The following is a 13,659-nucleotide window of genomic DNA, read 5'->3' as shown; positions in this document are numbered from 1 at the left end:
TTTTGGCGACAAATATCTTCTACTTTCATACCAGAATCAGCGAGTTTTAAAATATTAACGATTTGAGTTTCAGTAAAACGGGCTTTTTTCATGATGACCTCTGCAAATTAAAGGGCAGAAAATCTAATTATAGCTGTCTTATTTTAGGGGAAGTGGACAAGAGGTATTAGGTGGACATAATGACTTGAAGATATTTCCAAATCCTAATGCTAGAACATTTAATTACTCATGTCAGGCTAAAGGGACATTGGAACAATGGAAGAATAAGGTAGCAGAAACTGCTAAATATAGTCCTTATATTATGCTTGGCTTATGTTCAGCTTTTGCTGGCATGTGCATTTATTTTACAAAAATAGAATCAGGAGGATTTCATGCTCACGGTGAGAGTTCTTCGGGGAAAAGTACAATGTTAGAATCAGCAGCTTCTGTATTTGGAGACTCTTCATACATTCTTGATTGGAATATAACTGAGGCTGCATTTGAGCAGCAAGCGGAGTCTCGTAATCATGGTTTATTATTGACTGACGAACTTATTTTAATAGACTCTAATCGCCAAGCTGCCGCCCAAAAAATGCAAAAATTTGTGTATATGCTTGGTTCTGGTACTGGTAAGTCAAGAAGTCATATCTATCAAGAACGTTCGGCAAGTTGGCAATTAGTCGCTTTAAGCAATGGTGAAGAAGCTTTAAGCCAACATGCCAGCTCTGGTCTAATGAGTCGAAAGAATGGTGAAATAGCTCGATTCATAGATGTTCCTGTTGATTGTGATAACGGTATGGGTATTTTTAATTCATTACCTGAAGGTGTATCGTCATCTGCTGAATATGCAGAAGGATTGAAAGAAAATTGCAATAACTATTATGGCACAGCTGGGGATGCATTCGTACGGAAAATACTGGCAAAGGCCAATCAAAAGTCCTATGAGTACATTACTAATCAGCTCGACGGCTATATTACTAAATTCTTGGAGAAGAATAAAGTGGGCTCTAAGGGACTAGAAAGGCGTATAGCTACTCGTTTTGCCTTAGCATACGCAAGTGGGATCCTAGGTATTAAAACTAAGGTTCTCCCTTTTACTGAGAAGGAAGTTTTTGATGGAATTACACATTGTTATCTGAAAGCTATAGATCAAAACCCTATTAAAAAGGTTGTTTTCACTCAAAAGCTATTAAATACATTGAAAAATCCCTGCAAACCGAAAAAGAGTCTAGTCGACAAGGACGAGCTAAATAACTTAGATGTTATTGTTTTAAAAATCAAGGGAGAACATTATGCCGCTGTAAACCCATTATTTTTTAATAATAATATTATTGGGAACAAAAAATCAGTGATTAATCAGTTGGTCTCAGAAGGGAAGTTACTGACTGATGCCCAAGGCAAAAGCACTCGTCAGTGTAAGGTTAATGGTGTGAAATTAAGCCGCCGTTACTGCTTGAAAGTAGATGTTGTAAGTTAACTGTTCAATCAGTAAGGTATTATATTAAAGGTCTTCTAGTTATTTCTGGAAGGCCTTTGTTACATTGGCTTTAGGTTATTTGAGTGATATTGATTGTATCTGCGTCAAATTTAATTGAACTCACAGCGAGAAGCGGACATACACTAATTCAGTGTCAGCACGACAATACAGGTAATAAGTAGACTGGAAGTTTTCAACCGGTATCGCTTACCAGCACTTGTCATGGTCACTACCTTCGTTTTTTTTATACATCTGTAATGTTTGCGATAAAAGAATAGGCCAAGTGAATGTATTCAGGCTCAGCGGCTGGATTTATGTTATTTATTTAAATTAATGTTTGTCGTAGTCTTTGTATGACAGGAGTTGAATTATATGGAAGGCACTATTAACATGTTAGCAAAGTCTTCCTTATAATCACTATTAACCATCCTAAGGAGTAGTAGTAAAACTAATGAACTTGAAGCTGCGCATGCTTTTTCTCTCCGTATTACTATTCCCTTTTGCTCCTGTGTGGGCTGAGGAGTCTGGTGCAAAGGTCGAATGTGAGTTTTCGCACCCAATGCTGCCTCACAAACCTTTTCAGACTGTTAGGCCTGAAATAAGAATCGTCTGCGGATCAATCACCGTTTTCCAGACCGTCAGCATGCCGCCCATACCAGCCATAACTATAATCCCGAGTTCGAGTGGTAATATGTCCACTGGTTCATCAACTCTTGTCGCGCTGATCTCTGCGGCGGCCGGAATATTCGGTGCACTGGCTGGCGGACTTGCCAGCTACTTGCTTGCCAGACAGAAAGCGAAGACTGACTTGGAACTCGAAACTAAACGCCTGCAAGCGAATCTTGTAGCGACAGAGCGTCTTCGTTGGCTGCAAGATATTCGTGAAAGGTTGTCGAATTTATATAAACAGCTTGATCTGCAGTATAACCTTTTGAAGCGCCCAATGACTTCCGGCTCAAATGCAACTACACAACAACAACTTGATGTGATGTCTTCTGAGATCATGGAGCAATGCAATATGATTACGCTAATGCTGAATCCAGCCAAACCAGATCAAGCGGAGCTTCGCGATACGGTTCAGCAGGTGCTCAAATTCATGCTGACAGCATTTCAGCAAACAGGAGTATTCAATGACACAGAGTACGCTGAGCTTAAGCAAGCTGCATTTGGCGCAATGACACGACTGGGCATAGAGACTTGGCGGCAGGTGAAAACTTTGTCATGAGCTAGCTACGGCTAACCATTCATTCGACCTGATGCCCAGCGGGCGCCAATGAATTCGAATGTTAGCCACTAATTTTTAATTTAGTATTAGGACTTTTTATGAATCTCAACATCAAAATTCTAAAAAAAGGGGACACTGTTGTTAGCGTGTTGCCCTATGAAGGAAGTGTTGCTATTACAGTCAAGAGAAAATCAGGACATATAGAAATTATATTGATCTCAAAGAATTCAGACGGCTTGCCAGAAATATCGTCAACATGGACTATTGCTGAAGGAGATAATGAAATCGAAGTTCGAGATGGCCACGTAAGAGTTTCAACATTCTAGAGGCCTTAAAATGAAATGTAAAACATGCGGATTAGAAGGACACAATCGTAGGACATGTCCGACCGCTAATAACACAAGCTCGGAAGAAACCAGAGATCGGGCTTTGATTCTTCGTATCGATGGAATGACACGAAGCGAGCAAGATGAAATGCATGCTGAGATTGTTAAGTTAAAGAAGCGCGTCACAGGTGACGAAGTGAAAGCCACATTGGTTGAGGGAAGTAGCCGTGAATTGCCTAGCAAAATACGTGCTCTCATAGAGAAGAAGGAAAATGAATAAACGGCCGTATTCTCACACAAGACAGCAAAAGAGAATCAAAGAATTACAGGATAACCTATGCATTGTTTGTTGGAGAAACGGGAAGAAAGAAGCACGAGGCCATCACTTGATTCCGTTCTCTGAGGACGGGAGCGATAACATCATTAATTTTGTCACCTTGTGCGACGAATGCCACAAAAAGTATCATGCGGGTAAGCTGAACATTGATATCTACAGGTTCTAAACTAATGTCTGCCCCTGCAATTAACCGGAAGGGAAAAAAACAGTTTTCACTTCCGGTTATTTTCACGTTATGTTCAGAGAGTAAGTATTAGAGTTTTGTACTTTGTTAAATAAATAGAATCTTTGCTTAATTTTAGCATCAGATCACACAGACAATCCCGCGTCAAAGCGATAGCAAAGAATCGCCAACAGGAAAATCTGCAAAGCGCGTACTCTGAATCACTTAAACATTTAACTTAGGTTGATTCTTTCCCATATTTTTACTCATCATTGTGTTAACGACGTCCGCTCAGGCACAAAACAGACTGCTAAACTTAATTGTTTATTAGCGCTTGTTGATTGAGTCATCAACAAACTCTCCCCACCAATCCATCATTTCGCGTCTTTGTTCAAGATAAATAGCTCTGTTATAAGCACGTCTTACCTCATTACTATCTATATGGGCTAAAGCTGCTTCAATCACATCAGGTTGAAATCCATGCTCATTTAATGCAGTTGATGCAATTGAACGGAATCCATGTGCTACAAGGCGACCTGCAAAGCCAACACGCTTGATAGCCGCATTAACTGTTTGGCTATTCATTGGTTTAGTGTGTGGTGATTTCATACTAGGAAAAATGTGCTCCCTATGACCGCTTATAGGTTTCATAGTTTCTAATATTGCCAATGCTTGAGAAGATAGAGGAATGATATGTTCTCTTTTCATCTTCATTCTTGCTGGTGGGATAGTCCAGAGCTTATTATCCAGATCGATCTCACACCATGCCGCTTCGGCTGCCTCAACTGGGCGAGTCATGGTTAATAATTGCCATTGCAGTAAACAGTAAGTTTGTCGCTCAATGTTGACTCCTTGGATTGCAGCCATTAATTCAGGAAGCTGATCAGGTTTTAATGCAGGTAAGTTTTTTACAACTGGATTTTCAAAAGCGGCGGTAATTTTTGCAGCAGGATTAGCATCAAGATAACCCACATTCACAGCATAAAACATCACTTCATTAATGCGTTGCGCTACTCGTTTAACTGATTCTAGCTTGCCTTGTGCTTTTAAAAGTTCTAATGCGTTAATAAAGTGGCGGGCTTTTAAATCAGCTATTGCTATATCTCCAACATGAGGGATGACATGTAACTCAAGAGAACGCCAAATGTCTTTCAAGGTTGATTCTTGCAAGCTAGATTTACTTTTGATTTCAAACCACTGCTGAGCTATTTTTTCAAAAGTATTATTTTTTTCTTCAAATAGGCGTTGTTCTTCAGCTTTTTTGTGTTCTTGTGGATCTATATTTTTAGCTAGAAGCTCTCGTGCATTTTCACGTTTAAGCCGAGCATCTAAAAGACTAACTGTAGGATAGCTACCAAAGCTAATAAGTGCTCGTTTCTTGGTTATAGGGCGGTAGTAGTTAAAGCGCCATATTTTTGAGCCGGTTGTTTTGATTAGTAGATATAAGCCATTTCCATCTTGCAGCGTATAATCTTTATCCTTGGGCTTTGCTGATTTTAGCTTGGTATCACTGAGTGGAACTGTTGTACGCGCCATGTAGTTATACGCCTTTTAGTTATACATATGGAATATAACTAATGATATAACTAAAAATTTTACTTGTCACTGAACATAACTGACCATTAATACATATAAAAAAAGCCCTCAACTATGAAATTGAAGGCTTTTTTAATCATCACTGAACATCAATGATACTATATTTGGTGGAGCTGGCGGGAGTTGAACCCGAGTCCGTAATTTTTTAATTTATTGATTATAAAGGGATGTTTTGATTAAACTTCAATCATGTGCACTAGACGTGCACATGGGGGTCATGGTGTAGTTCCATTATAGGACTTACAACTATATAATTGGTAATACTTGTTAGCTTACCTTCATAGTCCTTGTTCTGTTAGCTTTCTCGGTAGTAAGTCGAGCCCTAGTTAATTGTTGATAACGTTGTATATCGCTTTTATTTTTAGCATCGTATCCTTTAGTTTTGGTATTCATTCGCTCTGCTTGTTCTAAAAGACTAAGTGATGTCTCAAGAAGCTCAATTTTATTATCTAATATATCTTCTTTTTTTGATTGATAGTATCGAGCTATGGCTTTTCTTAGCATGCAGAATGAACGGCTTCGGCCATTGTGCTGAGCTAAGTCTATATACTTATCACCTTCTGATATGTTACATAATCTGTAATGAACAAGCGCAAGACCTACAATTGCATCGCAATTTTTGTCATCAAGTTGAAATGCTTTCTCTGATATTTTCTTCGCATACTCATAATCAGAGGTTTTATTTAATAAAAGCCAAGAAAATCTATCATGCAAGGATGAGTTTACTGGATCATCTTCAATTGCTAGTTTATACATTTCAATAGCATTTGTGATCTCGCCTTTATCCGCATAAATTTTTGCTGCTTTTGCATATTCGCTTCGAAATGCTTCTGCAATTCGATCAGTTTTATATTCTTTATCGATTCTTTCTCGCTCCGCAGCATAAGAATCGACTATTTCAGCAATAGATCTAATATTTTGTTTCTTTTCATTTTCTAATTTGCTGAATTGTTGAAGGAAAAATCTTTTAGATAAATCGACTAGTTCAATTGTATATGTACGCCCATAGTCAGTTAAAACTGAGAAGTGAGTTTCTTCTAGTCCTTCTTGAAATTCAGTGTGTTGTATTCCTACTTCTTGACATGTTCTACTAATTGTATTTTGGTCTAATGGGCTAGATAAATGAATTAAAATCAGAAATACCTCTTTCTGAAGTTGGTTCATTCTTTGCCATGCATCCTCATATAAAAACTCCAACAAGTCTTCATTTGATTTTTTAAAGATAGAATCAATTGCGACATCAATACCAGAAGAGCCTCTAGCTACATATTTTACTAATGCTTCTAGGAGGAGTGGTTTATGCATAAGCTGTGTTGAGACTTTTCTTAACTTAGGTTCTCCAGCTTGTTGTATTGGTCTCGCAGAAAATTCATCGGCTAATCTTCTCATTAGATTGACGCCTTCAATCTCGGAAAGACCTTCAATGGCTATTGGAGTTGCCTCAATGAATTCACGTCTCCTTGATGTGATAATTATTCTACCAATCATTTTCCCTATTTGTTTGAGGAAAATGCCCAGATCTTTAACTTCTTGAGAGTTAGTAGCAAGAGTTTCTGTGTTATCAATTATTAAAAGAACATCGTTGCGTGTAAGATTTTCTTTTTTCAAAACTCCAACAGTTTTATCAATTAGCTGGCGCCCTGTGATTGTGTACCATTCTGAGCCTAAAACTGGGTGAAAACACCTAACTAGCTCCCTTAGGCACTCCTCCATAGCAGGATTAGCTCCTGTCAAATGAACTAATCCTTGCTCAGTCCATCTTGTCACTTTTGCTGTATGATAACTAACAATAGTTGGTAAAGGTTCATTAAAGTCATAGTGACTTTCTAGAAAAAGATTTAACATTTCGAGTACTAAAGTAGTCTTTCCATAGCCACCATCACCATAAACTAAGCAGTATCTTGAATCCTCGTCGTCAATCCATTCTTGTAATTGTTGCAGTTCAGCCTTTCTTCCTTCAAATGTATCAGTCTGCCTTATCGGGATGTTATGAAAGAAAGAATAATTTTTTCCATTAGAAATTATTTCAGTGAGGTTATATTTCCCAGCTGGCTTCATTCCTGTGGTATTAAAAATATTATCTTCATCAAGTGTTAGTGTGAATTCATCCGCATTTTGGAAAGATAACAACTGACCTTTTAGCTTCCAAATACCTTTTCTGACAATGATACCTAAAATTACAATGGCATTCTGCTTGTAATATAATGGGGCGGTTATTTTTAATTCATGGAAGTGTTTTAATGGTAGCAGGGTATCATCAGTAGAAATTTTAGGTAATATTTTTGAAAAAACAGTTAAGCAATCTATTATTATTTTTTCTGTTTTATTGACCCATTCCGTTGTATTAGTTTCATCTAAAACTCCGTGCCCGGGTCTTTTATTTCTAAATTCTACCCAAGTTGTTAATTGTTTAGATACAGGAAGATTTATCACTCTTGTTGGTTCAAACCATCCCTGTAAGTAATCCGTTGCAGCATAGGCTCTAATTATTGGTATGAGGGTATTTAATATCTCTAATGGCAATCCATCAGACGGTTTACAAAAACGATTTGTTAGTTCAGCTAAGTCTATTTCATCACTTGGTGTTAAATTTTTTGTAATCTCAAATGAACATACTACGGATGTTTGTAGTAAGGATCTCAAAACTGATGTTAAATAAACTAGTCGCTCTGAATTATTTTGTTTTTCTTTTGCTACATCTAGTTGCTTTAAATATAAACTTTTCATAATGGTAGTAGGTCTGAAAAATTAAGTTTAAGTTGTCAAGGAAAATGGTCTAGGTAAATAACTATTTTCCTTTGAAATATAATTTACTACTTATCATGTATCGCATTATTACTTACTTATATTTTTATTTCTACTGCAATTATAACATCCTACTTGGGAAGTATTTTAAGAATGAAATTTTTTATTTGGATTTTCTTTTTTTTTTTATGGTTAGGATGTTGTAGGTAATAGGTACTGTTTACTACTAAAAATTAATAACAAATCAATATCTACAGTTAATTTATAATCATGCTGATAGCATAAAGATACAATTAGGCTGTTTTCTGAACTCAATGTTTTTCAGCTATTTTATTCATTGCACTCCCATCATACTCCTTAAGATATCCTCCATAGTGCCTAAATAGCATCTCAGGCCCTTTATGCCCCATTTGTCCAGCTAGCCAAAACAGGTTAGCGCCTTGGCTGATGTGTCGTGTAGCAAAGGTATGTCTCGTTTGATAAGGGTTACGATACCTGATGCCCGCTTTTTTCAGCGTTGGTACCCATGCTTTCTTTCTGATTGCGTCAGCACCTGCCCAAGCTTTATTTGTTTTCGGATCTTCAAAAATCACATCATATTTCAGGAACGTGAATTGCTTCTGGTTATTTAGGGCGTTCAGGGCTTCACTATTCAACTCAACCTTTCTAGTACCAGCTTTAGTTTTGGTTTTCTTAATAACACCAACCACGCTGGCGGATTGCACGTGTGCAGTATTTTCTATGAAATCAATATCACTCCATCTCAATGCACATAATTCAGAGCTTCTTAACCCAGTATTAATGGCAAACTGGAATAAGTTTTTCCATTGCTCATATCTTGCCGCAACGAGTAGGGCAGAGACTTCTTTAGGTGACAAAGGATCAACGATATAACTGCTTTCATTGTCACTGTTATTTGATTGATATCTTGAAGCGGATACAAGGCTTACAGGGTTAATTGATATAACGCCATCGGTAATGGCTTCATCTAGTGAGCTACGTAAGAAAGAAAGCTGATTACGGATGGTTTTTAATACTGTCGTTTGCTTTTGTATCCAGTTTTTAAGGATAGCCGGTGTCAGTGATGAAACATGTAATTGGTGCAAATCAGACAGTGCACTTTTGCATTTTTTATAACCGCCAATCGTAGAGGGTGATAAATTTCGAGTTTCGCAAATAACTAAATACTCATCTAAATAATCAATCACTCTTTTTTCGCGATTATTAACGCCAAAAAGCATTAACTTTTTAGAATTAGGAAAATATTTAGCGTAATTAAAAGTGCCTTTTTCAATGTTATTTTGAATTTCAGCAAGCAACCTTTCTGCGTATTTAATATTTTTATTATCGATGGTTAATCTAGATAAGGGCTCTCTACATAGAACCCCTTTGTATGTAAAAGTGATAATTATTGTGTCTTTGGTTTTATTTTTTCGAACAGTCACGCCTCTTGGTAATGAGTATTCTGTTTGTTTTTTCGTGCCCATTTATTTACCTCGGTTACATCAATCCAGCGCTCCTTGGAGCCTTCTACTTTTAAAACTTGAATTCCCTCATGCCAGAATTGTCTTTGTAACCGTTTATTTATTGCTTCAGGTGACTCACCAAATAGCTTGCAATACATAGAAATCGGTATGCATTCAAAGTACATATTTTCTCTCCATACTGCCGTATACAGTTTAAATAGACGTTAATAATGCTGGTGGTATTTATTTAAACTTTTTAGAACTGTTTATTTAGCTCCTTTTACTTAATTCATTAAATCTACGTAAAAATAAAACTTTGGCTTGTAATGGGGTTAATGGATTAACAATAAAATCACTCGTAGGAATACCTTCAAGCATTAGCCAATTGCTACCCACATCAATTTCTAAATCTCGTTTTTCGGTTGCTAACATCATTAAGTCGGCTAAATGAACGGAGTCCGACATAACGGGTGGTAAGTTATATTTTTGACGAATAACAGCATCAATTCTTTTTTCTATCTCCTTATATTCAGGTAATAGCTTTTTAAGCGGTGATGGCAGATCTTTTACATAGGCTTCACTGGCATCGTGAAGTAAGGCTTCTAAAGCATATTCAGGAGCAACTAAATAGCTGACATATACCGAGTGTTGAGCAACAGAATAGAAATTATCAATCTGTCCATTAAAGCGACATTCATTAGCTAAACCCGTCGCAATGTCTTGAATATCTATAACCTCGATCCGTACATCGAGGTTATAGAAGTGCTTATTCGTTGCAGTTGCAATATAAGACATTATTCTCTCCACATAATTTAAGTAATAAAGATCCCTCTCGATTTAATCGAGATTAAGTTTCCCTGATGTTGGTTAATGGTAAATTCAAATAAAGACTTATTTTTTATGTTTCAATTATTGAACTTGATTATTGCTTACCTCAAGTTATGGCGGTTTCTACTGTTTCCCAACAGACAGAAACTATTTCTCTTCACATGAAAATTTTTATTAAGGTGTTTTCACACACATAATTGAATTAGATATTAATCATAATGTAACTCATCCTACACCGCACATTTAAAATGTAGGATAACCAACATTGGTGTGTCAAGTATTTTTGTAGGAAATCTTACATTGGTATATGATGGTAATAAAAAATCCTCCGAAGAGGATCCTTTTATCAATGAGATAGGAAATTATGGTAAATGAGCTATTTTGGCATCCACAACAACACCCACAATTTTACAATTTCCATTGATTGGTATTAAGCGGTATTGAGGGTTTAATGGTTTTAAGTAATGGTTGCCTGCGTCTACAATGTACTGCTTAAATGTAACTTCATTTTCAGATTCTAATTTAGCGACAACTAGCTTGCCACTAACAACCTCTACTGCGGGATCTACTAATATAATCATCCCTTCAGGAATACTGAGTCCAGAAGGAGAGGTCATAGAATCTCCTTTTACTTCTAGCCAAAATGATTCTTCGGAACAATGCACAGTTGTCTCATACCATGTATCGATTGATTTTCTATGATATGGCTCTACGGCCTCAGACCAATTCCCAGCGCTTACCCAGCTAATTAAAGGGTATTCACCACTAGATCTATTAAATTTAAAAAACGAAACATTAGAAATAGGATCTTCTTTTCCATCAACAAGCCAAATAGGGCTTGTTTCAAGAGCACTCGCTAATGCTTGAAGATTAGCGCCATTGGGTTGATAGTCACCTTTTTCCCAACCAGTAACAGTCACACGATTGACTCCAGCTTTTTTAGCTAGAACCTGCTGTGTCATTTTCAGCTCAAGGCGTCTTTGTTTAATTCGTTCGCTCATTTCTTTCATGTAGGAAAGCCTACCACATTCCAAATGTAAGAATCTTGACATTTAAATGTAAGATATCCTACATTATATGCGTGTGAATTATTCACTTACCAAAGGATTACAAATGAAGAAAAAAGATGTAATCACGTTTTTTGGTGGTACGTGTAAAACAGCAAAAGCCCTCGGTATTAAACATCCTTCGGTGTGTGGTTGGGGATATATCATTCCTAAAGTAAGGGCGTATGAAATAGAAAAAATCACCAAGGGAAAACTTAAATATAACCCTGAACTTTATAGAAAAAATACCAAAACAGCATAAGGCAATTAACTACCAATAAAAGATAGAGCAGGTAGATATGAGTAAACATTCAATTAAAGAAGTTATTAAAGAAATGTGCAAAGCACTGCCGGGTGGGCGTTCTGCGATGGCTGGGGCTCTAGGTATGTCACTTGATACGTTTAATAACAAGTTATACGAAAAAAATGGCTGCCGTTTCTTTGATATCGATGAACAAGAAGCCATGGAAGACATTTCAGGCACTAAGTTGCTGGTGGAATATCACCTAGAACGTCATGGCATGAGTGCATTACCGAAAATAGAAGCAGAAAAGATAGATCAAGTAGAGCTATTTGATATGCGAATGACATTGGCTGCTATGCAAGGATCACTCGCTGTTTTAATTCAAGAAAGTCTTGTTGATGGTGTTTTAACGGATGAAGAAATAGGGCGTATTTATCGAAAAGCAGGAAAAGTTTTTGCGTATGCAATTGGGTTCTTGGATTCACTGAAAGTGTTATACGGTGAAAAACAGGAAGCGACTAAGAAAGGGTGAAGCCAAAGGTATACGGCCTCTGGCTTCGATTGCCAATTTCAATGATGTGAAGAGAAATAAGCATGAGTAGATTAGCGCATCTAATACCTAAAAAGCAATTTCGCTGTTTACCCTTAACTAAAGAGGGAACATTTCGCTATGTAGAAAGCATACCGAGTGACAATCGATCACACAACTACCGAAAAAATATCGATTTGGTAGATAAGAGGACACTGAAAAAGTCATGGGCTGATTTCTATTTCTTGAGTGGAGGAAAATGCAATGCGAAATGAAGATCCCAATCGTCTTGATCGCTATTACAGAAACCCTCGAGGGCTCCTTGTTCATGTCATTCGTTATGATCGAGAAAAACAGCGCGTTATTTTTTATGATTGATGGTTGTGAATACGAACAATGCGAGCCAGTTCAGAGATTTAAAGAGAGATATACCCGAGTTAAGTGAGGCCTCTTATGAGTGTTAAATTATCTAGTTATGTTTGGGATGGTTGCGCCCATGCAGGTTTAAAACTCACATCAGTCGCTATCATGGCAAGATTAGCTGATTTTTCTAATGATGAAGGTATTTGTTGGCCTTCTGTTGTGACGATTGCTCGCCAAATTGGTGCGGGTGAAAGCACGGTGCGCACAGCAATAAAACAGTTGGAAAAAGAAGGGTGGTTAACCAGCGAAAAACGTAGAAAAGGCAATCGTAACGCAAGCAATATTTATCAGTTGAATGTAGAAAAACTATACCAATCAGCCAAGAAAGCGCTTTCTCAACCAACAAAATCTGACGTGTCAAAACCTGACGCATCAGGATCTGACCCATCAAAATTTGTTGCATCAAATTCTGTTCCTTCAGAATCGAGCAAAAGTAGGGATTTTGACCCGCCAGCTCCTGAGGGCGATCCATCAGTAACTTCAAAATATGATCCATTAATAAATCATTCTTCGTCGCAGAATTCTGGCGCATTCAGCGACCAGCCCAAAAATGATTTTTTAACTCGTTATCCTGAAGCAGTAATTTACAGCGCTAATGGGCAGAAATGGGGGGATGAAGATGATTTAAAAACGGCGAAATGGATGTTTGGTCGTGTTAAAAAATNACGTAAACACTTTGATGAACTCACTGTCCGTAGCCAAGAGCCAAGGAATGAACCAAAAGTTCATGTTGACACCGTTGAACGTGATAGTGCCTTTTCCCGCTTGATTGGCTCTCGCTCTAAACCTAAAAATCGCATTGAAGAAATTGCACTTGAGCTAGCAGGTAAAACAGGCATTCGTCGTATGAGTGAGTTTTCAGGTCGCCAAGCATGGAACAGCATTTGGAAGCAAGCGATAGAAATGTTACAGGAGGCTCAGTAATGCTAACTAAATACATTTTGTTCGTTAGTTTTTGGTTTGTAGTGACATTACTGATTGAATTATTGGGTACTTATGCCTGAGTTGATGTTAATGGATATTGTGAAGGAGAGAACAATCTGCCCATTTAATCACGTGATGTACGGTCACGAGTAAAACGTGGAGAGAAATAGCATGATGCAAAAAACAATGGAAGTTTCAGTATTACCTATAATGAATCGTGAATTAACTATGTCGAGTCGAGAGATTGCCAGTTTAACCGGAAGTAATCACTCCGATGTTAAGCGTTCTGCCGATAGGCTTTTTGTTGCTCAAATTTTAACCCAGCCATTGGCTGAGTTCCCTTTTGAACAT

14 protein-coding genes and 1 pseudogene are annotated in these 13,659 nt (G+C 37.4%); 9 read left to right on the top strand and 6 right to left on the bottom strand.

Annotated features, from left to right (window positions below; translation table 11 throughout):
* Positions 1-92, bottom strand: a 92-nt coding sequence (locus B6258_RS18210) for a transposase (protein ID WP_240531496.1), incomplete at its 3' end; no start/stop codon positions are given.
* Positions 93-184: 92 nt separating this feature from the next.
* Here B6258_RS18210 and B6258_RS00340 point away from each other — a divergent pair.
* The 5 genes from B6258_RS00340 to B6258_RS18515 all read left to right on the top strand — a co-directional run bounded on the left by B6258_RS00340 (position 185) and on the right by B6258_RS18515 (position 3,510).
* A complete protein-coding gene (locus B6258_RS00340; RefSeq protein WP_164996112.1) occupies positions 185-1,456 on the top strand; it encodes a DUF927 domain-containing protein in 1,272 nt (423 codons plus the stop codon).
* 451 nt (positions 1,457-1,907) lie between these two features.
* The gene (locus B6258_RS00335) at positions 1,908-2,681 is read left to right on the top strand and encodes a hypothetical protein (RefSeq protein ID WP_099073633.1); all 774 of its coding nucleotides are present in this window, start codon (positions 1,908-1,910) and stop codon (positions 2,679-2,681) included.
* Positions 2,682-2,779: 98 nt separating this feature from the next.
* Entirely contained in the window at positions 2,780-3,007 is a 228-nt protein-coding gene (locus tag B6258_RS00330) for a hypothetical protein (protein WP_099073632.1), read from the top strand.
* Positions 3,008-3,131: 124 nt separating this feature from the next.
* Positions 3,132-3,287, top strand: a complete 156-nt coding sequence (locus B6258_RS17965; protein WP_164996111.1) for a hypothetical protein — start codon at positions 3,132-3,134, stop codon at positions 3,285-3,287.
* The gene (locus B6258_RS18515) at positions 3,280-3,510 is read left to right on the top strand and encodes an HNH endonuclease (RefSeq protein ID WP_099073630.1); all 231 of its coding nucleotides are present in this window, start codon (positions 3,280-3,282) and stop codon (positions 3,508-3,510) included. The genes B6258_RS17965 and B6258_RS18515 overlap by 8 nt, the downstream gene beginning before the upstream one ends.
* Before the next feature lie 324 nt (positions 3,511-3,834).
* On the opposite strand, the gene B6258_RS00315 is transcribed toward B6258_RS18515, so the two are convergent.
* The 5 genes from B6258_RS00315 to B6258_RS00290 form a co-directional block, all read right to left on the bottom strand.
* Positions 3,835-5,043 carry an integrase domain-containing protein gene (locus B6258_RS00315; RefSeq protein ID WP_099073629.1) on the bottom strand — a complete coding sequence of 403 codons (1,209 nt, stop codon included), beginning with the start codon at positions 5,041-5,043 and terminating at the stop codon, positions 3,835-3,837.
* A gap of 327 nt (positions 5,044-5,370) precedes the next feature.
* Positions 5,371-7,830: a P-loop NTPase family protein gene (locus B6258_RS00310; RefSeq protein WP_099073628.1), complete on the bottom strand. Its 2,460-nt coding sequence runs from the start codon at positions 7,828-7,830 to the stop codon at positions 5,371-5,373.
* Between the two features lie 329 nt (positions 7,831-8,159).
* A complete protein-coding gene (locus B6258_RS00305; protein ID WP_099073627.1) occupies positions 8,160-9,335 on the bottom strand; it encodes a site-specific integrase in 1,176 nt (391 codons plus the stop codon).
* 249 nt (positions 9,336-9,584) lie between these two features.
* Entirely contained in the window at positions 9,585-10,109 is a 525-nt protein-coding gene (locus tag B6258_RS00295; RefSeq protein ID WP_099073625.1) for a hypothetical protein, read from the bottom strand.
* 395 nt (positions 10,110-10,504) lie between these two features.
* Positions 10,505-11,143 carry a LexA family protein gene (locus B6258_RS00290; RefSeq protein WP_420820571.1) on the bottom strand — a complete coding sequence of 213 codons (639 nt, stop codon included), beginning with the start codon at positions 11,141-11,143 and terminating at the stop codon, positions 10,505-10,507.
* Positions 11,144-11,255: 112 nt separating this feature from the next.
* On the opposite strand from B6258_RS00290, the gene B6258_RS00285 reads away from it, so the two are divergent.
* The 4 genes and pseudogenes from B6258_RS00285 to B6258_RS00265 all read left to right on the top strand — a co-directional run.
* Positions 11,256-11,450 (top strand): Cro/CI family transcriptional regulator, encoded by a 195-nt coding sequence (locus tag B6258_RS00285; RefSeq protein ID WP_049217157.1) that lies wholly within the window; start codon positions 11,256-11,258, stop codon positions 11,448-11,450.
* Positions 11,451-11,487: 37 nt separating this feature from the next.
* Positions 11,488-11,964, top strand: coding sequence for a YmfL family putative regulatory protein (locus B6258_RS00280; RefSeq protein WP_036976726.1), 477 nt, complete (start codon positions 11,488-11,490; stop codon positions 11,962-11,964).
* A 450-nt stretch (positions 11,965-12,414) separates the two neighbouring features.
* Entirely contained in the window at positions 12,415-13,308 is an 894-nt protein-coding gene (locus tag B6258_RS00270) for a helix-turn-helix domain-containing protein (RefSeq protein ID WP_099073623.1), read from the top strand.
* Positions 13,309-13,479: 171 nt separating this feature from the next.
* Positions 13,480-13,659, top strand: a pseudogene (locus B6258_RS00265) (phage regulatory protein/antirepressor Ant); the annotation flags it as partial.

The sequence above is a fragment of the Proteus alimentorum genome, from assembly GCF_002607735.1.
Taxonomy (GTDB): domain Bacteria; phylum Pseudomonadota; class Gammaproteobacteria; order Enterobacterales; family Enterobacteriaceae; genus Proteus; species Proteus alimentorum.
This window is presented reverse-complemented; position numbering and strand designations above follow the sequence as displayed.

Excerpts from the sequence above, each read along its gene's own strand:
- B6258_RS00335 (WP_099073633.1), top strand. The coding sequence starts at position 1,908 with ATGAACTTGAAGCTGCGCATGCTTTTTCTCTCCGTATTACTATTCCCT.
- B6258_RS00330 (WP_099073632.1), top strand. The coding sequence starts at position 2,780 with ATGAATCTCAACATCAAAATTCTAAAAAAAGGGGACACTGTTGTTAGC.
- B6258_RS17965 (WP_164996111.1), top strand. The coding sequence starts at position 3,132 with ATGACACGAAGCGAGCAAGATGAAATGCATGCTGAGATTGTTAAGTTA.
- B6258_RS18515 (WP_099073630.1), top strand. The coding sequence starts at position 3,280 with ATGAATAAACGGCCGTATTCTCACACAAGACAGCAAAAGAGAATCAAA.
- B6258_RS00315 (WP_099073629.1), bottom strand. The coding sequence starts at position 5,043 with ATGGCGCGTACAACAGTTCCACTCAGTGATACCAAGCTAAAATCAGCA.
- B6258_RS00310 (WP_099073628.1), bottom strand. The coding sequence starts at position 7,830 with ATGAAAAGTTTATATTTAAAGCAACTAGATGTAGCAAAAGAAAAACAA.
- B6258_RS00305 (WP_099073627.1), bottom strand. The coding sequence starts at position 9,335 with ATGGGCACGAAAAAACAAACAGAATACTCATTACCAAGAGGCGTGACT.
- B6258_RS00295 (WP_099073625.1), bottom strand. The coding sequence starts at position 10,109 with ATGTCTTATATTGCAACTGCAACGAATAAGCACTTCTATAACCTCGAT.
- B6258_RS00290 (WP_420820571.1), bottom strand. The coding sequence starts at position 11,143 with ATGAGCGAACGAATTAAACAAAGACGCCTTGAGCTGAAAATGACACAG.
- B6258_RS00285 (WP_049217157.1), top strand. The coding sequence starts at position 11,256 with ATGAAGAAAAAAGATGTAATCACGTTTTTTGGTGGTACGTGTAAAACA.
- B6258_RS00280 (WP_036976726.1), top strand. The coding sequence starts at position 11,488 with ATGAGTAAACATTCAATTAAAGAAGTTATTAAAGAAATGTGCAAAGCA.